Below are 24,524 nucleotides of genomic sequence, written 5' to 3' on the forward strand. Positions count from 1 at the left end.
GTCAGGCCCCGGCGAGTGCCGGCTGGCCTTCATTCTCCGGATGCAACGGCAGCAGCGGCGAATGCGGGTCGTTCTTGATGGAGGCACGCCACACATCGATCCACGCCGCATTGTGCTCGGCCCAGACCCGCTCGTGCAGGCGGCTCAAGGCGACCGGGTCGCTGAGCAACGCCAGGCGGGTATTGAGGTCCAGCCCTTTCGGCCCGACCTCGATGGCCTTGGCCACGCGCTCGGCACGCAGCGCCTCGATCGGCGCCGCCTGCCCGTGGCGGGCCGTGGCCATGGCGCAGGCCAGGGCGTTCTGCCGCGGGTCGACCACTGCGTGCACGAAACCGTCATGCAGGGCATGCCAGCGGTTTTCGTGGGTGTACTGGTCGGTCGCCAGCAGCTCCTGCGGCGTCGCGTATTCCTCGGGGATCAGGAACAGCTTCTCGTCCTTGGCCGCCAGCCCCAGGCGGGTGCGGCTGGAAATGACCGATACCGGGATCGACAGCATCAGCGAACCGACGATCGGCGCCAGCCACCACAGGAAGCTTGGGTTCAGCCATGCCACCAGCCCGGCCCAGGCGATGCCCAGCAGCGTCTGCGGGCCATGCCGACGCACCGCTTCGCTCCACGGTGTGGAGTCGTCGTCGCGCTGCGGCGAGTTCCAGGTCGCCGCCCAACCGAGGAACGCGGCCAGGACGAAGCGGGTGTGGAAGATCATGCGCACGGGCGCCAGCAGCATGGAGAACAGCATCTCCATCAGCATCGACAAGGTGACCTTGACTCGCCCGCCGAACTCGACGGCGCCCTTGGCCCAGATCAGGATGACGCTGAGCAGCTTGGGCAGGAACAGCAGCACGATGGTGGTGGAGAACAGCGCCACGGCCTTTTCCGGGTGCCACTGTGGCCACAGCGGGTACAGCTGGTACGGCTCGATGAAGTACTGCGGCTCCATCAGCGTGTTGGTCGCCAGCAGCGCGGTCGACAGTACCAGGAACAGGAACCACAACGGTGCCGACAGGTACGACATGACCCCTGTCAGGAACACCGCGCGGTGAACCGGGTGCATGCCCTTGACCAGGAACAGGCGGAAGTTCATCAGGTTGCCGTGGCACCAGCGACGGTCACGCTTGAGCTCGTCAAGCAGGTTCGGCGGTAGCTCTTCGTAGCTGCCCGGCAAGTCGTAGGCGATCCACACGCCCCAGCCGGCACGGCGCATCAACGCCGCTTCGACGAAGTCGTGGGACAGGATGGCGCCGGCGAAGGCCCCCTTGCCCGGCAACGGCGCCAGCGCGCAGTGCTCGATGAACGGCTTCATGCGGATGATCGCATTGTGGCCCCAGTAGTGCGACTCGCCCAGCTGCCAGAAATGCAGCCCGGCAGTGAACAGCGGACCGTACACGCGGGTGGCGAACTGCTGCATGCGCGCATACAGGGTGTCCATGCCCGAGGCTTTCGGCCCGGTCTGGATGATACCGGCGTCCGGGTTGGCCTCCATCAGGCGCACCAGGCTGCTCAAGCATTCGCCACTCATGACGCTGTCGGCGTCGAGCACGACCATGTACTTGTACTCGCCACCCCAGCGACGGCAGAAGTCGTCGAGGTTGCCGCTCTTGCGCTTCACGCGCCGCCGGCGGCGGCGGTAGAAGATCCGGCCAAAGCCCTTGGTTTCACGGCATACGTCCAGCCAGGCCTGCTGTTCGGCCACGGCGATGTCGGTGTCGTTGGTGTCGCTGAGCACGAAGAAGTCGAAACGGTCGAGGTTGCCACTGGCGGCCACCGATTCGAACGTCGCCCGCAGGCCGGCGAATACCCGCGGCACGTCCTCGTTGCAGATCGGCATCACCAGCGCGGTACGCGCCTCGGGCGCAATCGGCTCGTTGCCAGCGCTGCTGCCGGAGATCTTGTACTTGTCGCGCCCGGTGAGCAGCTCCAGGAAGCCCATCAGCGCGGTCCAGAAGCCCGCCGACACCCAGCAGAACAGGATGCCGAAGAGGATCAGGATGGAAGTCTGCAAGGCATAGGGCCATACCTGCACCACCGTATCCCACAACGGCTGGTTGAGCACTTCGTCGAGGTCGACGAACGACCAACCCTGGTACGGCAGGATGCTCTTCATGTACCAGCCGGCAACGATGGTCTGACCGATCATCAGGGCCAGCAGGATGTAACGGCGGATCGAGCCGACCGTACGCCAGCGCGCTGCCGGGAGCTCGCGCTTGGGCGGCTGCGGTGCATTGGGGCGCCCGGTCATGCGGCGCCACATGCGGACCAACAGGTTGGTGCGCCACGGCTCCGGCACGACCTTGGTACGCTTGATCGGCGGGGCAATCTTCAGGCACAGGCGGCCGCTGCCGTCGACGCCGAGCATTTCGGCCTCTTCCAGCTCGGCGGCGCTGCCTACGGTGAGGCGCGGGCCCACCGAGGCCTGCACGGCCTCGGCAGGGCTGGCGGCCGGGTTGGCCGCCAGGCGTTGGTGCAGTTCACTGAACGAGGTGCAGCTGGCCAGTTCTGCCCGCTGCTCGTCGCCCAGTGGTAGGTGGGCCAGGTACTCGCCAAGCGATTCCGGCCTTGCGCTTGAGTTACTCATCGGCAGGCAACTGATAGCTCCAGGTCTCGGTCAGCACCTTCTCGGTGGTGGCCGGGGCCCCGTTGGTGGGCGCCGCGTCGGCGGCAGGTTGTTCGGCCTTGGCGGCCTTGTCCGCTTTGTCGGCCTTGGCAGGCTTGGCGGTGGCCTTGTCCTGCTTGGCGTCCTGGGCAGGCTTGGCCGGTTCGGCTGGCACATCACGCACCAGCGCGGCACGCATTTCGGTCGACTTGTTGGCCTCTTTGACCTTCAGCCGCAGGGTCAGGCGCCAGCCCTTGGTCTCTGGGTTATAGCGCAGATTGTTCTCGACCACTTCAGCATTGTCGCCCACGCTGACCTGGCTGCGCAGCGGAGTGTCCTCAGGCAGGGCAGCCAGCGCCGGGCCATCGAAGTCGACCACGAAGGCCACGCTGCCGTCTGGCTGGCGGATCAGGTTGGACTGCTTGACGTCACCCGTGGAGCGCAGGGTCTGCTTGACCCAGCCCAGGTCAGGGGCCTGGAACTTGGGTTCATCGATGGTGAAGTGCAGACGATAGGCGTACTCGAACGGCTTGCCGGGTTCAGGCAGCTTTTCCGGGCTCCAGAACGCCACGATGTTGTCGTTGGTCTCGTCGGCAGTCGGGATTTCGACCAGGTCGACGGTACCCTTGCCCCAGTCACCCTTCGGCTCGATCCAGGCGCTTGGGCGCTTCTGGTAGTTGTCGTCGAGGTCTTCGTAGTCGCTGAAGGCACGCTGACGCTGCATCAGGCCGAAACCGCGCGGGTTTTCCACGCTGAAGTTGCTGACCGACAGGTGTTTCGGGTTGTTCAGCGGGCGCCAGATCCACTCGCCGTTGCCAGCGTGGATGGACAGGCCTTCGGAGTCATGCAGTGCCGGGCGGTAGTTGAGCACTTTGGACGGCTGGTTAGGGCCGAACAGGTACATGCTGGTCAGCGGGGCAATGCCCAGGCGGCTGACCTGATCACGCAGGAACACGCGGGACTGCACGTCGACCACGGTGTCGGTACCTGGGCGCAGGATCAGTTTGTAGGCGCCGGTGGAACGCGGCGAGTCCAGCAGGGCGTAGATCACCAAGTGCTTGTCAGCCGGCTTGGGCTTCTCGACCCAGAACTCGGTGAAGCGCGGGAACTCCTCGCCCGACGGCAGCGCGGTGTCGATGGCCAGGCCACGGGCCGACAGGCCGTATACATGGCCCTTGCCGACTACGCGGAAGTAGCTGGCACCCAGCAGGGTCATGATTTCGTCCTGCTTGTCTGCCTTGTTGATCGGGTAAAGCACGCGGAAACCGGCGTACCCCAGGTTCTTGGTGGTATCCGGGTCGTGTGGCACGTCACCGAACTCGAAACGGCTCGGGTCGTACTTGATTTCCTCGACCTTGGTCGCGGTGACTTCGTTGATTTTCACCGGTGTGTCGAAGTGCATGCCCTGATGGTAGAAGGACAGCTTGAACGGGGTCTTGTCCTTGGCCCACTCGGCCTTTTCCTGCAGGAAGTGGATCTTCTGGTAGTCAGCGAACTTCATGTCGCGGAACACTGCCGGCAGGTTGCTTTTCGGTGCCTCGTACTTCTGGCCGGCCAGATCCTTTGCCTTGGCTGCAACATCGTCAAGATTGAATGCCCACAGCTGGCCCGCGCTCATCAGGCCAACCAGGGCCATGCTGGCCATCAGGGCCTTGCGCAACCGGATGCCGGGGATTCTTGATGCTTTTTGGGGACTAACAATCACGAGCAACCCTCGCCGAAAACAGATCATGAAACCAACGGCCAGCGACAAATGCCGGGTTGGCGAGCACTGTTCGGACCCCGAGAGGGCGTAATGATTCCCCAAACGGTTCCAGACAATGCTCGAGTCAGAGTGAAACGAACCTGCGAACGCAGGTCCATGCAGCGCGCGATTATCCAGCAGGTCGCGTGACAACGCATCAGGCTGGAACAACTATTTATCGTACAAAACCCCTTGTTTTCCTGTGAACAAGGGGTTTATTGACCTCAAATTTGTAACATAAATGTCACAGGGCCATCATTTACCAGATGCACCTGCATGTCTGCGCCAAAACGGCCGCTGGCCACAGGGGCATATTGGCTGTTGGCCTGCTGCAAAAGATAGTCGAACAGTTCGGCCCCGAGCGCCGGCGGCGCAGCCGTCGAGAAGCTCGGGCGCAGGCCGTTGCGGGTGTCTGCCGCCAAGGTGAACTGCGACACCAGCAGCAAGCCGCCGCCCACATCCTTGAGCGACTTGTTCATCTTGCCCTGCTCGTCGCTGAACACCCGGTAGTTCAACAGCTTGTGCAAAAGCTTATCGGCGTGTTCGCGGGAATCTTCAGGCTCTACAGCAACCAGCACCAGCAACCCCTGGTCGATGGCACCTACCACCTCGCCCGCGACTTCTACCCGCGCCCCACGCACCCGTTGCAGCAGGCCCCTCATGCTTCTTCCAGCGGCAGGTCGAGCAAGCGGCGTGCCATTTGGTCGGCGGCACGGACCAGTGCATCGGTAATGCCAGGCTCGGAGGCCGCATGGCCAGCGTCACGGATCACCTTCAGCTCGCTGTTCGGCCAGGCCTGGTGCAGGGCCCAGGCGTTGTCCAGCGGGCAGATCACATCGTAGCGGCCGTGCACGATCACTGCCGGCAAATGGGCGATTTTCGGCAGGTCGCGGATCAACTGGTCCGGCTCGAGGAACGCGTTGTTCATGAAGAAGTGACATTCGATACGGGCAATCGACAGGGCCCGCTGCGGCTCGGAGAAGCGGTCGACCACCAGCGGATTGGGGCGCAGGGTGGCGGTGCGACCTTCCCAGGTGGACCAGGCCTTGGCGGCGTGCATCTGGGCGATCTGGTCATTGCCGGTAAGGCGTTTGTGGAAGGCCGCCACCAGGTCTCCACGCTCCTGTGCGGGGATCGGCGCAATGTAGTCCTGCCAGTAGTCGGGGAACAGGCGACTGGCGCCCTCCTGGTAGAACCACTGGATTTCCTGCGGCCGGCACAGGAATATGCCGCGCAGGATCAGGCCATGCACCCGCTCGGGGTGGGTCTGGGCGTAAGCCAGGGCCAAGGTGGAGCCCCACGAGCCACCGAACAGCACCCATTTATCGATACCCAGGTGCTCGCGGATACGCTCCATGTCTTCGACCAGGTGCCAGGTGGTGTTGTTCTCCAGGCTGGCATGGGGCGTGGAGCGGCCACAGCCGCGCTGGTCGAAAGTGATGATGCGATACAGATTGGGGTCAAAATAGCAGCGGCTCTGGGCGTCGCAACCAGCGCCAGGGCCACCGTGGATGAATACCACGGGCAAACCTTCCGGCGAGCCGCTTTCGTCGACATACAACACATGCGGCGCTTCCACGGCCAGATCGTGCCGGGCGTAGGGTTTGATCTGCGGGTAGAGGGTCTGCATCGCGCACTCCGTGTGAGGATATATTCGGCCGTTGGCCATCATAAACCTGAATTGCGCTTAGAGCATGTACCTAAGCGAGATCATCTTATGTGCAGGGCGCAGGCGAGCCTCCCTAGCATCGGGGAACACCCTCGAAGTGAGACTCCCCATGATCGATTCCACCAAACCTGCAGCCTGCGAGCCCGACTTCTACCACCAGTTGGTCAGCAGCAAGCTACCCGCCTGGGTGGTCGACGCCCGGCCAGAGCAGCGCCGCCAGCTGCGCCAAGCGGCCAGCCAGCGCGACCACAGGCTGGAACGCGCATGCCTGGCAAACCCAACGGTAGCCAAGGCCCTGGTGCAAACCTATGGCCAACACGTGCAAGCCGAGGCGAACCTGAGCGCACTCCTGGCAACCCTGCCCGACCTGCAGCGCTATGCCACCGAGCTGCTGTCCACCGCGGTCAGCCAGCGCTTCGGCACCACACTCGATGTCGAGCGTACCTACCTGATGAACCTGAACAGGGCGGCCGCCCTTACCGAGGCGCTCTCCAGCCCTGGCGGCGATCCTTTCGTCACCTCGTCCCGCGCGCTCAAGCTGGCCACCCAACCCCTGCTGCACAGTGCCTTGCAGAACTTCGAGGCCTTCGAGGCCCAGCCCAACGGCTTGCGCGCCGGCGGCCAAGCCTCGGCCATTCTCGATAGCAACGACGTTGGCCTGGCCTCCCAGGCGGTGCAACTGCCCATCGTCGCGGAAGCGTTCGCGGCCCTGGCACGCGAGCTGGATATCGGCGGCAAGTATCAACGGCTGCTCGACGCGCTCGACCCACCGGACGAGCAGCCCAACGCGCCGGCCATTGCCGGCGTGTTCAAGGCTGCCGAGCGCTCCACATTCGAGCTGCAGGTTCACCACGCCTGCCTGCTGGGCCGGATCGACACGGCCCTCCATGCAACCTTGCTCAAGCTCGCCAGTGAGCCAAAGGTTGAACACGATGGCCGCCCGGTTCTGTGTGCGGGCATCGAGTTGCTGCATGTTCCTCTGACCGGGGCCATGGCGATTGGCCTCGACGCACGCCGGCCAGTGGGCGCCGGCCGATTCCCACCAGGGCCGGTGTACCCGTATGCGGGTTGGGTGGTGCTTTACCTGCCCGGCATGCCCGAGCCGTTGACCCAGCACGCCAGTAGGGCCGATGCCGAAGCGTTCCTGCGTGAACAGTTGCCTGCGTTCCGCCGCCCGGAATGCCAGCGCCTGCTACCCGATCGGCACAAGCGCTCCTTCCTGGAGCGCATCGCCAACGCGCAGGTGCGTCTGCACGTGCAGCCCTTCACCCGCCCGTACCTGGACGAGCTGGCCTGCCAACGGCAGAAGCGGCTGAGGGATGACGGGCTGTTCCATGCGGTGCCGACAGCCATGCAAAACGGCAAGACTGCGCAACGCCACCTTGACTACTTCAAGGCCCTGGCCTTCGTCAGCCTGAACGTTGCCGCCCTGTTCATCCCCCCGCTCGGCGCCGCGATGCTTGGGGTAACGGCCCTGCAACTGGCCAATGAAACGTTCGAGGGCATCGACAGCTGGCTCGACGGTGATCGCCAGCAGGCATTCGACTACTTGATGGACGTGATCGACAACGTCGCCATCATGGCCGCACTCGCGGCAGCCGGCGGGGGGCAGGCTACCCCGGTGGTCGAGCGGATCCCCGTGGAGACGCCATCATTCATCGAGGAACTGCAGCCGATCGACCTGGCCGACGGCGAGCGCCGCCTGTGGCACGCGGACCTGGCGCCCTTCGCCCACGACCGGGTATTGCCGGGTGGGCTGGAGCCAGACGAATCCGGCCTGCTTCACTACGGCGGCAAAACCTGGCTGCCCGTGGAAAACCGGGTCTACTCGGTGACCCCCGCTGCGACGGGTTACCGCCTTGAACACCCGACCCGCCCGGCAGGCTACCAGCCCAAAGCGCTGCACAATGGTGCAGGGGCATGGTTGCTGGAGTCCGAGCAGCCCCAAAACTGGGACGGCGCACGCCTGCTGCGCCGCCTGGGGCACCTGAGCGGGTCTTTCGATGAAGCGACCTTGCAGCGGATCCTGCACGTCTGCGATATCCACGAAGACACGTTGCGCCACTGCCTGGCCCACAACCGGCGGTTGCCCGCACTGCTGGAAGACACCCTGCAGCGGTTCAAGCTGGATGCCCACATCCGCCAGTTGCCAGACCAAAGCGCCTGGCCTGCAGCGTTCACCACGGCGTACGCGCGCCTCGCTACCCCCCTACCGGCCACCAGCGAGGTGATCCGCCGGGTCTACCCCAGCCTGCCAGCGCCGATCATCGATGAACTGGTGCGCAACGCGAGTGCCATTGACCTGCAAGCCCTGGGTGCCGGCAAGGTGCCTCTGCACCTGGCCGAGGAAATTCGCGCCTACCAACAACACGTGCGCCTTGCCCGCGCTTATGAGGGCCTGTACCTGGCCGGCGCGCAAAGCTGGGACAGCGACCGGCTGATCATGCAAACCTTGCCCCGCCTGCCGGGCTGGCCCGCAGACACGCGGCTGCGCCTGTTGCAGCGCAGTCACTGGCCCGACCAGGACCATGCCATCGGCGCGCACGGCAGCAGCCCCTGGGCGACCATCACCCACTCGCCGGCCGGCTACATCGTTCACGCGCAGGGCGAGCCTGGGGCGGCGGTGCGTCGCTACCCGCAGCTCTTCAGCGCGCTGCATGCAGCCTTGCCCGAAGCCATGCAAGGCCTGGGCGTCGCCAGCGGCGAGGCCCTTCAGCACCTGCTGCAACAGAGCCCGCTGTTACCCCGCCCGGCCTTGCGCGATGCGTTGGGCATGCAACCGCCCCGGCCCGGCTATCGCTCGCCGATGCGTCTTGCCGATGGCCGCGTTGGCTACCGTTTGAGCAGCGGTGATGACCAAAACCAGGGCAGCATGCGCCAGCACCTGCTGAGCACGCTCAGGGCCACCGGCATTCCGGAGCGCACCGGCAGGCCGGCCGAGCAGGTGCTGATGTCGCTTGCCGCCAACGGCCGCAACCGGCTGCAGATCCTCGAATACCTGACCACGCTGATGGAGCAACGCAACGCCTTGCAACGCAGCCTGGACGACTGGAGCGAAGCCATTTCACCGGCCTCCGACCAGGCGGCCCGCACCTATGACACCCTGCGTGAAGCGATCATGCAGCACTGGTACGACACCGCCCTGGAGGATGATGCCGCGCTCGGTGCCGAACTGCGCGTGCAAGGCGTACCGCTGACTGACATCCCGCTGACCCTGCCCGATTTCTTCTACCGCCGCGTGCGCAGCCTGCACCTGCTCGACCTACCAAGCGGCACCCTGGCAGGTTGGGGCCAGAGCGAGCGGCTGATGCAACGCTTGCTGCGGCTGATGCCCGGGCTGGAAGCACTGGAAATCAGCAGGCCGTACAACCCCAGAGCAACCCCCTCGCTGCTGCTGCCCAGCGTGCCGACCATTGCCTCGACCCTGCCGAACCTGCGCAGGCTGGCCATGACCAACCAGAACCTGGCGTTCAGCAACAGCCACCTTGGCGAGCTGGCAGGCCATGCACGGCTTACCCATCTGGACCTCAGTGGCAACCGCCTGCAGCAAGGCATCGACAGGGCCAGCTTCCACTGGTTTACCTTGGATTACCTGGGCTTGAACCGGATGCAACTGAGCCAATGGCCCACCGGTATCGACAGCGAAACCCTGAATCGTATCGGGCACCTGTCGTTACAGGACAACAACCTGACGTCACTGCCCGCGTTCCTGCTGGGGGAGACGCCGCTGCAACGCGCGCCGGTGATTTCGCTGCAAGGCAACCCCATCAATGAAATGCACCTGCAACGCCTGCTGCTCAACGAACGCCCGGAAACGGCCCAGGTCACCGTGGATCAGCCCCTGGCGCTGAACCAACGGCTGGAACGCATCCGCAGCGAGCGGCAACTCATGCGCGATGCGATCGATGGCTGGGTCCAGGCCTCGAGTTCGAGCAACCCGTTGACCCAGGCGGCCCTGACCGACCGGCAGCGTATGGCAACGGCGATAAACGCATTCTGGGAGCGCCAGGAGCAGGGCCAGCAATACCTTCGCCTGCAACTGGAGGACGTTGCCATCGAACACTTCCCGCGCCGCCTTCCGGCGTTCTTCGGCGAGCGTGTGCATGCGATGACCCTGACCCGCCTCAGTGGCACTTCAGCACAACTCAGCGAACTGCTTGCCCGCTTTCCGAACATCACCCGCCTGACCATCGATGCCCACCAAGGTGCTACGCCTGCACTGGCATCGGCCTTGCCACGCCTGCCGCGCCTGACCTACCTGGAGTTTCGCAACATGGGCCTGGAGGTCGACCAGACCATGCTGGAAACCTTTGCCGAGCTTGAGCACCTGACCTCGCTCGACCTGTCTGGCAACCGCATCGGCAGCATCACCCAGGTGCCTGCGCGGTTGTCCTCCAACCTGACGTCCCTCGAACTGACCAACATGAACCTGCACGCGTGGCCAGACTGGTGTGACGCGCTGCTACCCCTGGAGTTGCTGGACCTCAGCTCGAATAACATCACCCAACTGCCCGAGCACATCCTCTCCAACCTGAACAACGCCATGCCGATTTCGTCGATTTCGTTGTTCGACAACCCCTTGCCCGACGCCACCATCCTGCGCGTGCGGGCCTACTCGGATAGCCAGCGCAGTTACTCGTTCGCCCTGGACATCCCAGACAACCTGATGCTGGTCAACTCCTCCAGTGAAGGCTCGCTCGACCACCCACATTTCCCGTTGCAGGGCGACGACACCCCCAGGCTCGAAGACTGGCTGCTGGGTGACGAGGCTCAGAACGAAGCCTTGCGCAGCTGCTGGCAACAGCTGGAGGGCAGCGACCTGCTGCGGCTGGCAGGCCGTTTGCACAATGCCGCGCCGTTCGTCGACCCCACCACCCGGGGCGACTTCTGTGCGCGGGTGCGCCTGATGCTGGTGGCTGCCGCAGCCAACCAGGATGAACGGCCGATCATGGAAAGCATTGCCGCAGCGGCGCTGCCCGACCCTGAAACGGGGTCGCAGACGTGCCACGACGGCGCACTTCAGGAGTTCAACAACATCGAACTGTACCTCATGGCCAACCGCCTGCTGATCGACGCTGGCGATACCCTGCACAGCCTTCACCAGCGCCTGTTACGGCTGTTCCGCGTCGACCAGCTGGAAAAGCTTGCTGCCACGCGCACCGGTTCAGGCGACCTGGTCTCGGTGCGCCTGGCCTACCGTCGCGAGCTGGCCAGGGAGCTGGACCTGCCGATCGCCGACAGCATGCGTTTTCGCGGGGCCGCAAACCTGGCCCGAGGCGAGCTGTCGCGGGTACTGGAAAGCGTGCGCCAGAGCGAACACAGTGAAGTGTTCATCGATTACCTGCTGGCCAATTCCGGCTGGACCCAGCGCCTGCGCGGCGAACATGCGCCGCGCTTCGCGCAGATAGAGGCCCGTTACCGCCAGCGGGTACTGGAGCTGTCCGGCAGCGAGCACCCGCTGCACGAGGAAGTCGCTCTGCAGCAGGGCCTTTGGGAGGACAAGCACCAGGAAGAACTGGCGCTGCTGCGCGAACTCACCCTCACCTTCGTGGGTAACAGCTGAGTAAACCCACGCGACGGCGCGCCGCCCATTACTTGCCGTGATGCTCCCGGCCCCATGCCAATGCGGCCTGGAGCAACGCCTTCAACACCTCGCGCGTCGGCTGGGCGCGGTCTTCGCGGTAGGTAAACGGCTCCTGCTCTTCCATGTAGGTGCTTTGCGCCAGCTCCAGCTGTACGGCATGGATGTCATGCGCCGGGTCGCCGTAATGCCGGGTGATGTGGCCGCCCTTGAAGCGCCCGTTAAGCACATGGCTGTAACCCTGGGCTTGGCTGCACACCTGCACCAGCCGCTCGGCCAGGCCCGGGTCGCAACTGGCGCCATTGAACGTGCCCAGGTTGAAGTCCGGCAGCTTGCCTTCGAACAGGTGCGGGATCAGCGAACGAATCGAGTGGGCATCCCACAGCAGCGCGTAGCCGTAGGTTTCCCGCAGGCGCGCCAGCTCATTGCGGATCGTTTGGTGATAAGGCTGCCAGATTGTCGCCAGGCAGGCCCTGCGCGCTTCGGCAGTGGGCTCCAGCCCCTGCTTGAACAAAGGCTCGCCATCGAACAGCGTGGCCGGATACAAGCCGGTTGTAGCGCCGGCATATAACGGTTTGTCGTCAGCCGGGCGGTTCAAGTCGATGACGAACCGCGAATATTGCGCGGCGACCACGCTGGCCCCCAGTTCCCGGGCAAAGTCGTAAAGACGTGGTATGTGCCAATCCGTGTCGGGCAGGCTGCGCGCTTGGTCGACCAGGCCCTGGTCTACGGCCGGGGTCAGCTTGAGGCCGGCGTGGGGCATGCTGATCAGCAACGGCAAATGCCCCTGGTGGAAACTCAATACCTTGTCCATCTTGCCTCCCTCAATTGGAAATCTCATGGCCACTGCGCACCACGCGCTTGGGCAGGTCGCCGCCGAGCCAGTACGCCAGATCGGCGGGGCGCTCGACCTGCCAGGCGACGAAGTCGGCCACCTTGCCAACTTCCAGCGAGCCGTGGCTGTCACCCAGGCCCAGCGCGGTGGCGGCATGCACCGTGACGCCGGCCAGGGCTTCTTCCGGCGTCATACGCAAGCACGTACAGCCCATGTTCAGCATCAACCGCAGCGACAACACGGGCGAGGTACCCGGGTTGAGGTCGCTGGCAAGGGCGATCTTCACCCCATGGCGGCGCAAGGCGTCCATCGGCGGCAGTTGCGTTTCGCGCAAAAAATAGAAAGCGCCCGGCAGCAGCACCGCGACCGTGCCCGCCTTGGCCATGGCCATGGCGTCTTCTTCAGTCATAAATTCCAGGTGGTCGGCCGACAGCGCCCGGTAACGCGCAGCCAGGCTGGAGCCGTGTAGCGAAGACAACTGTTCGGCGTGCAGCTTGACCGGCACCCCCAATGCCCGCGCCTTGATGAACACCCGCTCGACCTGGGCCGGGGTGAACGCCAGGTGTTCGCAGAAGGCGTCCACTGCGTCCACCAGGCCTTCGCCGACCAGGCTTGGCAGCAGTTCGTCGCAGATGTGCGTGATGTAGTCGTCCGCCCGGCCGGTGTACTCCGGTGGCAAGGCATGAGCAGCCAGGCAGGTGGCCCGCACCGTCAGTGGCAGGGCATCCGCCAGCCGCCTGGCCACGCGCAGCATCTTGCGTTCGTTGGCCAGGTCCAGGCCGTAGCCGGATTTGACCTCAAGGGTTGTCACGCCGTCGCGCATCAAGGCTTGAACCCGCTGGCGCGCACTGGCGAACAGTTCATCCTCGCTGGCCGCGCGGGTGGCCCGCACGGTGCTGGCAATGCCCCCGCCCTGAGCGGCGATTTCGGCATAGCTGACGCCTTGCAGGCGCTGTTCGAACTCGCCACTGCGGTTGCCACCGAATACCGCGTGGGTATGGCAGTCGATCAGCCCGGGGGTGACCCAGGCGCCGCCCAGGTCCACCGTGCGCTCGGCCTCGACCGGGCCCAGCCCGGCCCGCGGGCCGATCCATTCGATCAGCCCGGCGTGGGTGACGATGGCCGCATCTTCGATAAGCGAATAACGGCCTTCGGCCATGGTTGCCGCATGGCAGTGCTGCCAGAGGGTTCTCATGCACAATCTCCTGTACTAGCGGTGTAGCTCAACCGGCTCTGCAACTGGCTGGCCCTGCCCTGCCCGCGGCTTGCACCACAGCAGGTAGGACGCCACCAGGAACACCACCCAGACCACACCGACGATCAACGCCGCCTGGGTGTCCGGGAAGTAACCGAGCACGCCAAAGATGAACACCATGAAGGCAATGGCCATGGCCGGGCCATAGGGCCAGAACGGTACCGGGAACTTCAGCTGGGCGACCTCTTCACGGCGCATGCTGCGGCGCATGGCCACCTGGGTAACCAGGATCATCAACCACACCCAGACGGTGGCGAAGGTGGCGATCGAGGCGATCAGCAGGAAGACGTTCTCGGGGATAAGGTAGTTGAGCAGCACGCCGACCAGCAGTGCGGCCCCCATCACGACCACGGTCATCCACGGCACGCCGTGCCTGGACAACTTGCTGAAGCCGCGCGGCGCATGGCCTTGCTGGGCCAGACCATACATCATGCGGCCGGCACCGAAGATGTCGCTGTTGATGGCCGAGATCGCCGCCGAGATCACCACCACGTTCAGCACCGCAGCCGCCGAGCCGATGCCCAGGTTGCTGAAGATCTGCACGAACGGACTGCCCTGGCTACCGATCTGCGGCCATGGGTACAGGCACATCAGCACGAACAAGGTGAGCACATAGAACAGCAAGATGCGCAGCGGCACCGCGTTGATCGCCTTGGGGATCACGCGCTGTGGGTCTTTGGCCTCACCGGCCGTGACACCGATGATCTCGATGCCGCCAAAAGCGAACATCACCACGGCGAACGAGGCGATCAGGCCACCGACGCCATTGGGCATGAAGCCGCCATGGTCGAACAGGTTGCTCACGCCAACGGCCTGCCCGCTGCCCACCTGGCTGAAGCCGAAGGCCATGATGCCCAGGCCGGCGAGGATCATCGCCACGATGGCGCCGACCTTGAGCAACGACAGCCAGAACTCCATTTCGCCAAAGACCTTGACGTTGCACAGGTTCAGGCCGCCAATCAGGAACACGATGCCCAGCACCCAGATCCAGCGGGCGACCTCGGGGAACCAGAACCCCATGTAGATGCCGAAGGCGGTCACATCGGCGATGGCGACGATGACCATCTCGAAGGCGTAGGTCCAGCCGAGGATGAAGCCGGCCATAGGGCCGAGGTAGGTGGTGGCGTAGTGGCCGAAGGAGCCGGCCACCGGGTTGTGCACGGCCATTTCGCCGAGGGCGCGCATGACCATGAACACGGCGGCGCCGCCGATCAGGTAGGCCAGCAACACGGCTGGGCCGGCCATCTGGATGGCCGAGGCAGAGCCGTAGAACAGCCCGGTGCCGATGGCCGAACCGAGGGCCATGAAACGGATGTGGCGGGCGCTTAGCCCACGCTTGAGACCTTGAGCTTGTTGCATGTCACGTCCTTGAATTGTTTTTGTGGTCGTGAGGTCGAGAGGGGGGCTGCCTTGCAGCCAGATCGCCGGCAAGCCAGCTCCCTCACTGTGGGAGCCGGCTGGCCGGCGATTGGGCCGCATGGCGGCCCCAGAGGCATTACAGGCTTGGCAGCACACCGGCCGGCAGCAAACCGGTCAGGCTCCCCTTGGCCAACAGTTCCACGGCCTTCTCGATGTCTGGCGCAAAGAAACGGTCACGGTCGTAGTGCGGCACTTCGCTGCGCAGTGCCTGGCGCGCCTGCTCCAGCTTGGTGGAGGTCTTCAGGCCTTTGCGCAGGTCGAGGCCCTGGCAGGCACCCAGCCATTCGATGGCCAGGACGCCTCGGGTATTCTCGGCCATTTCCCACAGGCGCTTGCCGGCAGCCGGGGCCATCGAAACGTGGTCTTCCTGGTTCGCCGAGGTGGGCAGGCTGTCGACGCTGTGCGGGTGGGACAAGGCCTTGTTCTCGCTGGCCAGCGCAGCAGCGGTCACCTGGGCAATCATGAAGCCGGAGTTGACCCCGCCATTTTCCACCAGGAACGGCGGCAGCTGGGACATGTGCTTGTCCATCATCAGCGAGATGCGGCGCTCGCTGAGCGAGCCGATTTCGGCGATGGCCAGGGCAATGTTGTCGGCGGCCATGGCCACCGGCTCGGCGTGGAAGTTGCCGCCGGAAATCACGTCCCCTTCGGCAGCGAACACCAGCGGGTTGTCGGATACGGCGTTGGCTTCGACCGCCAGCACTTCGGCGGCCTGGCGCAACTGGGTCAAGCACGCACCCATGACCTGCGGCTGGCAGCGCAACGAATACGGGTCCTGCACCTTGTCGCAGTTCTTGTGCGACAGCGACACTTCGCTGGCGTCGCCCAGCAGGTCGCGGAAGCACGCCGCGGTGTCGATCTGGCCGCGCTGGCCCCGCACTTCGTGGATACGCGCATCGAATGGCGAACGCGAACCCAGCGCGGCTTCGACGCTCAGGCCACCGCAGGCAATGGCGGCGGCGTAAAGGTCTTCACCCTGGAACAGGCCGCGCAGGGCATAGGCGGTGGAAGCCTGCGTGCCGTTGAGCAGGGCCAGGCCCTCCTTGGCGGCCAGGGTCAATGGCTCGAGGCCGGCCACAGCCAGCGCTTCGGTCGCTGACAGCCACTGGCCCTTGTAGCGTGCCTTGCCTTCGCCCAGCAGCACCAGCGACATGTGCGCCAAGGGGGCGAGGTCACCGGAAGCCCCGACCGACCCTTTCAGCGGGATGTGCGGGTAGACTTCGGCGTTGACCAGGGCGATCAGCGCGTCGATGACCTTGCGGCGAATGCCGGAGAACCCGCGGCTGAGGCTGTTGATCTTCAGCACCATGATCAGCCGCACCAGGTCGTCATCCAGCGGCGCACCGACACCGGCAGCGTGGGACAGCACCAGCGAGCGTTGCAGGTTTTCCAAGTCGTGGCTGGCGATACGGGTCGACGCCAGCAGGCCAAAGCCGGTATTGATACCGTAGGCGGTGCGGTCTTCGGCAATGATCTGCTCAACGCAGGCCACACTGGCGTCAATGGCTGGCGCGGCGCTGGCAGCCAGCTGCAGGCGCACGGGCGCGGCGTGAATGGCGCGCAGCTGGGCCAGGGTCAGGGTGCCTGGCTTGAGGGTGAATTCGGTCACGTTGCTACTCCAGTCGCTTGGAGCCACAGGCCCGTCTGTGGTGCCTGCGCGCTCCTTCTTGTTGTTGAGTATCACCCCTTGCGGGGTGCGAGCCAAAGCCGGCGATCAGCCCGTGATCATCGGCAGATCCAGGCCCTGCTCCCTGGCGCAGTCGATGGCAATGTCGTAGCCGGCATCGGCGTGGCGCATGACACCGGTCCCCGGGTCGTTGGTCAGCACGCGGGCGATACGCTCGGCGGCTTCGTCGGTACCGTCGCAGACGATGACCATGCCCGAGTGCTGGGAGAAGCCCATGCCCACGCCGCCACCGTGGTGCAGCGAGACCCAGGTGGCGCCGCCTGCGGTATTGAGCAAGGCGTTGAGCAGCGGCCAGTCGGAGACAGCGTCCGAGCCGTCGCGCATGGCTTCGGTTTCGCGGTTGGGGCTGGCCACCGACCCGGAGTCCAGGTGGTCGCGGCCAATCACTACCGGCGCCGACAGCTCGCCGCTGCGGACCATTTCGTTGAACGCCAGGCCCAGCTTGGCACGCAGCCCCAGGCCAACCCAGCAGATACGCGCCGGCAAGCCCTGGAAGCTGATGCGCTCGCGGGCCATGTCCAGCCAGCGGTGCAGGTGGGCGTCGTCGGGGATCAGCTCCTTGACCTTGGCGTCGGTCTTGTAGATGTCGACGGCCTCACCGGACAGCGCCGCCCAGCGGAACGGGCCAACGCCGCGGCAGAACAACGGGCGGATGTAAGCGGGTACGAAACCTGGGAAGTCGAAGGCGTTCGCTACGCCTTCTTCCTTGGCCATCTGGCGGATGTTGTTGCCGTAGTCGAACGTCGGGACGCCCTGCCTCTGGAAGTCGAGCATGGCCTGCACGTGCACGGCCATCGACTGCTTGGCGGCCTTGACCACTGCCGCAGGTTCGGTCTGCGCGCGGTCGCGGTACTGTGCCCAGGTCCAGCCTGCGGGCAGGTAACCGTTGAGTGGGTCGTGGGCGCTGGTCTGGTCGGTGACCATGTCCGGGCGCACGCCGCGCTTGACCAGTTCGGGCAGGATTTCGGCGGCGTTGCCGTGCAGGGCGATGGAGATTGCCTGGCCTTCGGCGGTGTACCTGGCGATGCGGGCCAGGGCGTCGTCGAGGTCGGTGGCCTGCTCGTCGACGTAGCGGGTTTGCAGGCGGAAGTCGATGCGGCTCTGCTGGCATTCGATGTTCAGCGAGCAAGCCCCGGCCAGGGTCGCCGCCAGTGGCTGGGCACCGCCCATGCCGCCCAGGCCGGCGGTGAGTACCCACTTGCCTTTCAGATTGCCGCCATAGTGCTGACGACCGGCTTCGACGAAGGTTTCGTAGGTGCCCTGGACGATGCCCTGGCTACCGATGTAGATCCAGCTGCCGGCGGTCATCTGGCCGTACATGGCCAGGCCTTTGGCATCCAGCTCGTTGAAGTGCTCCCAGCTGGCCCAGTGCGGCACCAGGTTGGAGTTGGCGATCAATACACGTGGGGCGTTGCTGTGGGTCTTGAACACCCCGACCGGCTTGCCCGACTGCACCAGCAGGGTTTCGTCGTCTTCCAGGCGGGTCAGGGTTTCGACGATCTTGTCGTAGCACGCCCAGTTGCGCGCGGCACGGCCGATGCCCCCGTAAACCACCAGCTCCTTCGGGTTCTCCGCGACCTGCGGGTCGAGGTTGTTCATCAGCATGCGCAGTGGCGCTTCGGTGAGCCAGCTTTTGGCGGTGAGCTTGTTGCCACGTGGGGCACGGATTTCAACGTCACGGTATTTATTGTTGTCGGTCACGGGAAGGGTCCTCTGCGGTCGTCCGCGGGCGGGTATGTCGTGGTCGATATACAAACACACCTTTACTTGTATGTACAAGCATGGACAACCAAAATAATCGGAACGGTCCGCTGAATGGATAGGACAACAAAGGGGCCGCTGCGCGCCCCAATCGCCGGCAAGCCAGCTCCCACAGGTAAACCTTAGCCTTCGAGACTTGTGGCATACCTGTGGGAGCTGGCTTGCCGGCGATTGGGATGCAAAGCAGCCCCGGCTATCTCAAGTTGGAATGAGTTCGATCAGGCAGCACCGCCCCTGCACATCCAGCTCCAGCAACGCTTCGTTGCCCTCCAGCCGCAGGCAGTCATACAACCCCAGCCGCTGCGTCTCACGCCCAGCCAAGGCCACCTCGACCTGGCTACAGGCCGCAAACAGCAACACCGTCGACGCCGAGCTGTACATGCGCTGGGTACCGTCCAGCCACTGCAACCGCGCGCGATAACGCTGCGGCGCATAGATCAGGTTGAAATCGCGTATCGCCCCGCCCAGCAACCTGCAACTGACCTGGCTCTCGCCACTGAAGGCAAATGCATCGCAGGCCAGCAAAGGCCGGCTGGCCTGGCCGTCCACCACCAGGCGCATGCCGTCGCCCTGCAGCACAGTGATGATCCGCTGGTAACCGGCAAACGTGGAAAAGCCGCCCGAGTCCTCGATATCGGCGATCGACAGACGCCAGCCGAAGCCGTCCAGGCCTTCGCCGCTGTCGCGGGTGATTTCTTCAGTGAAACCGCCACCGTTCTTCCATGGCATGCGCGGGTAATCCTGCGCGCGCAGCACCTGCAACTGGCTCATTTGCTGAAACGCCCCTCCAGGCGATGACGCGATCCGGGGTGGATCAGCCGCGCGGCAGTCACCGGCTGGCGGCCCGACCAGGTGCGGCGCCGGATCAGCAGGCAAGGCTCGCCCCGCTCGATCTGCAGCAGCCGGCATTCCTCCGGCTCGGCGAGGATCGCCTCGACCACGTGCTCGCCTTCGGTCAAGGGCGCGACCTGGGACAGGTAGGCGTAGGGCGTCTGCCGGGTAAAATCCTGCTTGAGGTAGTCGGGTGCGATCGCCGCATTGACGTAACGGTCCTCGATCTGCACCGGCACGCCGTTCTCGAAATGCACGATCAGCGAATGAAACACCCGCTGGCCCTCGCGCATGTCCAAGGCCAGGGCGCGCTCGGAGCCGGCCGCTTCCTCGGTGAGGGTGATGACCTGACACGTATGCTTGTGGCCACGGGCGGCAATTTCGTCGGCGATGTTGTTCACCTCGAACAGCGCCGACCGACCTTTGGGCTCAGCCACGAAAGTGCCCACCCCTTGCATGCGCACCAGCAGGCCTTCGGCCGTGAGTTCTCGCAGGGCGCGGTTGATGGTCATGCGGCTGAAGCCGAGCTCGTTGACCAGCTCGCTCTCCGAGGGGACCCGGTGATGCGGCGGCCAGCTGCCGTTGTCGATCTGCTGGGCGATCATCTGTTTGACCCGCGCATACAGCGGCGCCGGGCCCTCGCCCATCTGGGCAACCAGCGCGGAGACAGGAGGTGTCGGCACGGCGTTGGATCCTTGTGCAAATGTAATGGGCGGTAGCTTGCCGCAGTTTACCCGGCAGGCAAACGCCTGTATATGTATATACAAGCTAACAATAACAGGATTTGCACCATGCCCGCCTACTTCGCCGAACGTGCCCTGCTGCCCAGCGGCTGGGCCCGCCATGTCCGCATCGAGGTCGCCGGCGATGGCTACGTGGCCAGTATCGAGCCTGGGGCTGCGCCTGAGGGGGCCGAACGGCTCGCCGGGCCTTTGGTCCCCGGCATGCCCAACCTGCACTCGCATGCCTTTCAACGCGCCATGGCGGGGCTGGCCGAGGTTGCTGGCAACCCCAACGACAGCTTCTGGACCTGGCGCGACCTGATGTACCGGCTGGTCGGCCAGGTCAGCCCAGAACAGCTGCAGGTCATTGCCCGCCAGCTGTACATCGAGATGCTCAAGGCCGGCTACACCGCGGTCGCCGAGTTTCACTATGTGCACCATGACCAGGCCGGCAAGCCCTACGCCGACCCCGCCGAGTTATCCCGCCGCATCAGTGCGGCCGCCGCTGACAGTGGTATCGGCCTGACCTTGTTGCCGGTGCTGTACAGCCATGCCGGGTTCGGCGGCCTGGCGCCGAACCACGGCCAGCGACGCTTTATCAACACTACCGACCAGTACCTGCAACTGCAGGCGCAACTGGCCCCCGCGCTGGCCGCACAGCCCGCGCAGCGCCTGGGCCTGTGCTTCCACTCGCTACGGGCGGTGGCGCCGGCGCAGCTCGCCGAAGTGCTGGCGGCCAGCAACACGCAAGCACCGGTGCATATCCATATCGCCGAGCAGCAGAAGGAAGTCGACGACTGCCTGGCCTGGAGCGGCCTGCGGCCCCTGCAGTGGCTGTACGAGCATGTCGACGTCGACCGGCGCTGGTGCCTGGTACACGCCACCCACGCAGCAGCCGACGAAGTGGCAGCCATGGCCCGCAGCGGCGCAGTGGCAGGCCTGTGCCTGACCACTGAGGCCAACCTGGGCGACGGGATTTTCCCGGCCGTGGAGTTCCTGGCCCAGGGCGGGCGCATGGGCATTGGTTCAGACAGCCATGTATCGCTGAGCGTGGTCGAGGAATTACGCTGGCTGGAATATGGCCAGCGGCTGCGTGACCAGCGCCGCAACCGCCTGTATCGCGGCGACCAGCCAATGGTCGGGCGCACCCTGTATGACGCCGCGCTGGCGGGCGGCGCCCAAGCTCTGGGGCAGCCAATCGGGGCGCTGGCCGTGGGCAAACGTGCCGACTGGCTGGTGCTCGACGGGCATGACCCTTACCTGGCGATGGCCGAGGGTGATGCCATCCTCAACCGCTGGCTGTTTGCCGGCGGCGATCGCCAGGTGCGCGATGTGATGGTGAATGGGCAGTGGGTAGTGCGCCAGGGGCGGCACGCCCAGGAGGAACAAAGCCGGGTGGCGTTTGCCGAGGTACTGCGGCAGTTGCTGGGGTAATTCAGGGCCATCACAAAGCTTGAGAACTACGTAGCACCTGTGGGAGCTCACACAGCCCTACGGGCTGCGCTGTCCAATTCGTAAGCGCGATGCGGGCCTGTGGGAGCGGGCGCGCCCGCGAAAAATCCACCGCGGTGGCTTGCACCGGCTCCGCCGGTGTTCGCGGCGGTTCGACGCCTCGACACGCCCGCTCCCACAGGGCCCCTGCTAAATCTATAAGTTATGTAGTGCTCTATGAGAGATGGCTTGCCGGCGATAAGGCCGGCAACGCTGCCATCAATGCATCTTGACGATTTGCTGGTCGGAAGCGCGCCAGATCAAGCGGCTGGTGTCATAGCCCTGCTGGCGGGCCTTGGCCAACAGGTTCTCGCGCTGCCAGGCCGGTAGGGTCGGCGTGCGTGACAGGATCCACAGGTACTTACGGTCCGGGCTGCCGACGATGGCAGTGCGGTAGCGTTCGTCGACGTACAAAATCCAGTACTCACCCCGCGCCACGCCCGGCACCAGCTTGGTGAACCAGTTATCGAACTCGACCCACAACTTATCGGTATGGCCCGGCTCCTGGATATTGGCATGTCCCTCGGCGCGCAACCATTCGTCACCCATGGTGCGGCAACGGTTGAGTACCCCGTAGCTGCCATCGGGCTTGAGGTTGTAATGGGCCTCGGACTGTTCGCAGCCCTCCTGGAAGCGCATGGGCAGGCGTGCCAGCTCGTACCATTTGCCCTGGTAACGCTTGAGGTCTACGTTGCCGGCGGTTTTCGGCGCCAGCGGGTCATGCACAGAGCCCGCGCAACCGCCCAGCAGCACCGCCAGGCAGACCGCCATCAGCAGGTACACACACCTCATTTGAGGCCCTGCCCTGAGTACATCAGCACTTTGTCAGCCGCATACTGCACGCTGATGAAGCTCTTCTCGTCCCCCCAGGTGCAGCTGCTCATGCCCAACGCGCCGGAACATTCGGTCGGTGTGCCGAGCAACTGCTCGACCTCGGCCTTGCTCATACCGGCCTTGATCTTGGAATAGTTTTCCTGGTTGATTTTGCTGCAGGCAGTCAGCACGACGCACAGCGACAACAGGGCGAGGGAACGCAACGACATTGAAGGACACTCCTGGGTAGATGAGACAGGCGAGTGGCCTGCAGTGACCTTCGACGTGAAAATCCCTCCTTTGTTCCCTGCCCTCCCCCCTATACCCCTACACCATTGGTCGGGTGGCCACTACTGTGCGATTAATCACAAAGCATTAGTTAACGGGCAATAAAAAAGCCGCCCCTTGTGGGAGCGGCCTTGTGTGGCGATGGCCTGCGTAGCAGGGCCCTGCAATCTCAGAACCTGGACCCGGGCTCCAGCAGGAAGTCCATCTCTTCGCTGGTGCTCGGGCGATCCAGCACCAGGTTGCGGTGCGGGAAGCGACCGAACCGGGCGATCACCCGCTGGTGCTGCTGGGCGTAGTCGAGGAAGCCTTCGAACAACCGGCGGCTGGCCTCGGGCTGCTCGGCCAGCAGCACCTGAAAGCGCTCGACGCACAGGTTTTGCCAATCCAGCACCTCGGCGTGCTCCAGCACCACCAGCACGAACACCCGCTGGATCGGCAGCAGCTGGTAGTCCCAGCCCTTCTGCAGGCCCTGCATGGCCACCACCTGGGCACGCCGGTCACCCTCGAAGGCGCGCGGCGTGTCGCGGTAGATCATGCGTGGCAGCTGATCCAGCAGCAGCAGCAGACCCAACCAGCCCTGCGGGCTTTGCTGCCACTCGTCGAGCCCGCCGGCCAGGGCCTGCTCAACCAGTTCACCGAACTGCGCATGGGCCTCGGCATCGTGGTGCTTGCCGAACCACAGCGTGCTCTTCTCGTCAGCCACGGCCTGGGCACTGGTGCCCCAACCGAACCACCATTCCAGCAACGGCTGCCAAGGTGCGAGCATGACTTACTCCTTGTGGTAGGCGGTAACGCGCTCGACCTCTTCTTTCGAGCCGAGAATGACCGACACACGCTGGTGCAGGCTCTCTGGCTTGATGTCGAGGATGCGATCGTAACCATTGGTAGAGGCGCCACCGGCCTGTTCGATGATGAACGACATAGGGTTGGCTTCGTACATCAGGCGCAGCTTGCCCGGCTTGCTTGGCTCGCGGGCGTCACGTGGGTACATGAACAGGCCGCCACGGGTCAGGATGCGGTGCACGTCGGCCACCATCGAGGCGATCCAGCGCATGTTGTAGTTCTTTTTCAGCGGGCCGGTCTCGCCTGCCAGCAACTCGCCGACGTAGCGCTGCACCGGGGCTTCCCAGTGGCGCTGGTTGGACATGTTGATGGCGAACTCGGCGGTGGTTTCCGGCACGCGGATGTTCTCGTGGGTAAGCACGAAGCTGCCCAGCTCGCGGTCCAGGGTGAAGCCCTTCACGCCGTTGCCCAAGGTGAGGATGAGCATGGTCTGCGGGCCGTAGATGGCGTACCCGGCAGCCACCTGCTGGGTGCCTGGCTGCAGGAAGGCGTTTTCGTTCAGGGTTTCATTCTGGCTCAGGTACTCGTTAGGGCAACGCAGTACCGAGAAGATGGTGCCGACCGACACGTTGACGTCGATGTTCGACGAACCGTCCAGCGGGTCGAAGACCAGCAGGTAGGCGCCTTTGGGGTACTTGCCAGGAATCTGGTAGGCGTTGTCCATTTCTTCCGAGGCCATGCCGGCCAGGTGGCCGCCCCACTCGTTGGCCTCCAGCAGGATATCGTTGGAAATCACGTCCAGTTTCTTCTGGACTTCGCCCTGCACGTTTTCCGTGCCCATGCTGCCCAGCACACCGCCGAGGGCGCCCTTGGACACGTGATGGCTGATTTCCTTGCACGCACGCGCCACCACTTCGATCAGGAAGCGCAGATCGGCAGGGGTATTGTTGCTGCGGGTCTGCTCAATCAGATAGCGACTCAGGGTAACGCGGGACATGTATGGCTCCGAAAGGATGGGGGAGATGAAAAACCCCCGCAGTTTACAGGGAGAG

Annotated in this window: 17 protein-coding genes; 2 read left to right on the forward strand and 15 right to left on the reverse strand. The window is 64.6% G+C overall.

The window, feature by feature from the left end:
* Window position 1: 1 nt before the first annotated feature.
* The 4 genes from mdoH to pip all read right to left on the reverse strand — a co-directional run bounded on the left by mdoH (window position 2) and on the right by pip (window position 5,967).
* Window positions 2–2,575, reverse strand: coding sequence for a glucans biosynthesis glucosyltransferase MdoH (gene mdoH, locus ACF8SD_RS17680; protein WP_392484906.1), 2,574 nt, complete (start codon window positions 2,573–2,575; stop codon window positions 2–4).
* Window positions 2,568–4,298, reverse strand: coding sequence for a glucan biosynthesis protein G (locus ACF8SD_RS17685; RefSeq protein WP_218581700.1), 1,731 nt, complete (start codon window positions 4,296–4,298; stop codon window positions 2,568–2,570). The genes mdoH and ACF8SD_RS17685 overlap by 8 nt, the downstream gene beginning before the upstream one ends.
* A 263-nt stretch (window positions 4,299–4,561) precedes the next feature.
* Complete coding sequence (gene dtd / locus ACF8SD_RS17690; RefSeq protein WP_009684267.1) at window positions 4,562–4,999, reverse strand: D-aminoacyl-tRNA deacylase; 438 nt, start codon at window positions 4,997–4,999, stop codon at window positions 4,562–4,564.
* Window positions 4,996–5,967, reverse strand: coding sequence for a prolyl aminopeptidase (pip, locus tag ACF8SD_RS17695; RefSeq protein WP_029885408.1), 972 nt, complete (start codon window positions 5,965–5,967; stop codon window positions 4,996–4,998). The genes dtd and pip overlap by 4 nt, the downstream gene beginning before the upstream one ends.
* Window positions 5,968–6,115: 148 nt before the next feature.
* Here pip and ACF8SD_RS17700 point away from each other — a divergent pair, with 148 nt between their 5' ends.
* Window positions 6,116–11,569, forward strand: coding sequence for a dermonecrotic toxin domain-containing protein (locus ACF8SD_RS17700; protein ID WP_392484907.1), 5,454 nt, complete (start codon window positions 6,116–6,118; stop codon window positions 11,567–11,569).
* Window positions 11,570–11,597: 28 nt separating this feature from the next.
* Here ACF8SD_RS17700 and hutG read toward each other — a convergent pair whose 3' ends face one another.
* The 7 genes from hutG to hutC all read right to left on the reverse strand — a co-directional run bounded on the left by hutG (window position 11,598) and on the right by hutC (window position 20,022).
* A complete protein-coding gene (gene hutG / locus ACF8SD_RS17705) occupies window positions 11,598–12,401 on the reverse strand; it encodes an N-formylglutamate deformylase (RefSeq protein ID WP_173891366.1) in 804 nt (267 codons plus the stop codon).
* Between the two features lie 10 nt (window positions 12,402–12,411).
* Window positions 12,412–13,617, reverse strand: coding sequence for an imidazolonepropionase (hutI, locus tag ACF8SD_RS17710; protein WP_173891367.1), 1,206 nt, complete (start codon window positions 13,615–13,617; stop codon window positions 12,412–12,414).
* Window positions 13,618–13,632: 15 nt separating this feature from the next.
* On the reverse strand, window positions 13,633–15,036 hold the full coding sequence (locus tag ACF8SD_RS17715; RefSeq protein ID WP_173891368.1) for an amino acid permease: 1,404 nt from the start codon (window positions 15,034–15,036) through the stop codon (window positions 13,633–13,635).
* Between the two features lie 136 nt (window positions 15,037–15,172).
* A complete protein-coding gene (gene hutH / locus ACF8SD_RS17720) occupies window positions 15,173–16,705 on the reverse strand; it encodes a histidine ammonia-lyase (RefSeq protein ID WP_173891369.1) in 1,533 nt (510 codons plus the stop codon).
* Between the two features lie 105 nt (window positions 16,706–16,810).
* A complete protein-coding gene (gene hutU / locus ACF8SD_RS17725; protein WP_173891370.1) occupies window positions 16,811–18,484 on the reverse strand; it encodes a urocanate hydratase in 1,674 nt (557 codons plus the stop codon).
* 258 nt (window positions 18,485–18,742) lie between these two features.
* Window positions 18,743–19,315: a HutD family protein gene (locus ACF8SD_RS17730; RefSeq protein ID WP_173891371.1), complete on the reverse strand. Its 573-nt coding sequence runs from the start codon at window positions 19,313–19,315 to the stop codon at window positions 18,743–18,745.
* Window positions 19,312–20,022 carry a histidine utilization repressor gene (hutC, locus tag ACF8SD_RS17735; protein WP_173891755.1) on the reverse strand — a complete coding sequence of 237 codons (711 nt, stop codon included), beginning with the start codon at window positions 20,020–20,022 and terminating at the stop codon, window positions 19,312–19,314. The genes ACF8SD_RS17730 and hutC overlap by 4 nt, the downstream gene beginning before the upstream one ends.
* Window positions 20,023–20,166: 144 nt before the next feature.
* On the opposite strand from hutC, the gene ACF8SD_RS17740 reads away from it, so the two are divergent.
* Window positions 20,167–21,531 carry a formimidoylglutamate deiminase gene (locus ACF8SD_RS17740; protein WP_392484908.1) on the forward strand — a complete coding sequence of 455 codons (1,365 nt, stop codon included), beginning with the start codon at window positions 20,167–20,169 and terminating at the stop codon, window positions 21,529–21,531.
* A gap of 276 nt (window positions 21,532–21,807) precedes the next feature.
* On the opposite strand, the gene ACF8SD_RS17745 is transcribed toward ACF8SD_RS17740, so the two are convergent.
* The 4 genes from ACF8SD_RS17745 to ACF8SD_RS17760 all read right to left on the reverse strand — a co-directional run bounded on the left by ACF8SD_RS17745 (window position 21,808) and on the right by ACF8SD_RS17760 (window position 24,469).
* On the reverse strand, window positions 21,808–22,380 hold the full coding sequence (locus ACF8SD_RS17745; RefSeq protein WP_173891373.1) for a lipocalin family protein: 573 nt from the start codon (window positions 22,378–22,380) through the stop codon (window positions 21,808–21,810).
* Complete coding sequence (gene bamE, locus ACF8SD_RS17750; RefSeq protein WP_009681214.1) at window positions 22,377–22,631, reverse strand: outer membrane protein assembly factor BamE; 255 nt, start codon at window positions 22,629–22,631, stop codon at window positions 22,377–22,379. Before bamE ends, ACF8SD_RS17745 begins: the two co-directional genes overlap by 4 nt.
* A 227-nt stretch (window positions 22,632–22,858) precedes the next feature.
* Window positions 22,859–23,455: a DUF924 family protein gene (locus tag ACF8SD_RS17755; protein WP_173891374.1), complete on the reverse strand. Its 597-nt coding sequence runs from the start codon at window positions 23,453–23,455 to the stop codon at window positions 22,859–22,861.
* Window positions 23,456–23,458: 3 nt separating this feature from the next.
* On the reverse strand, window positions 23,459–24,469 hold the full coding sequence (locus ACF8SD_RS17760; RefSeq protein ID WP_009681216.1) for a class 1 fructose-bisphosphatase: 1,011 nt from the start codon (window positions 24,467–24,469) through the stop codon (window positions 23,459–23,461).
* Window positions 24,470–24,524: the final 55 nt, after the last annotated feature.

The organism is Pseudomonas sp. CJQ_9, assembly GCF_043106615.1.
Classification (GTDB): Bacteria; Pseudomonadota; Gammaproteobacteria; order Pseudomonadales; family Pseudomonadaceae; genus Aquipseudomonas; species Aquipseudomonas juntendi.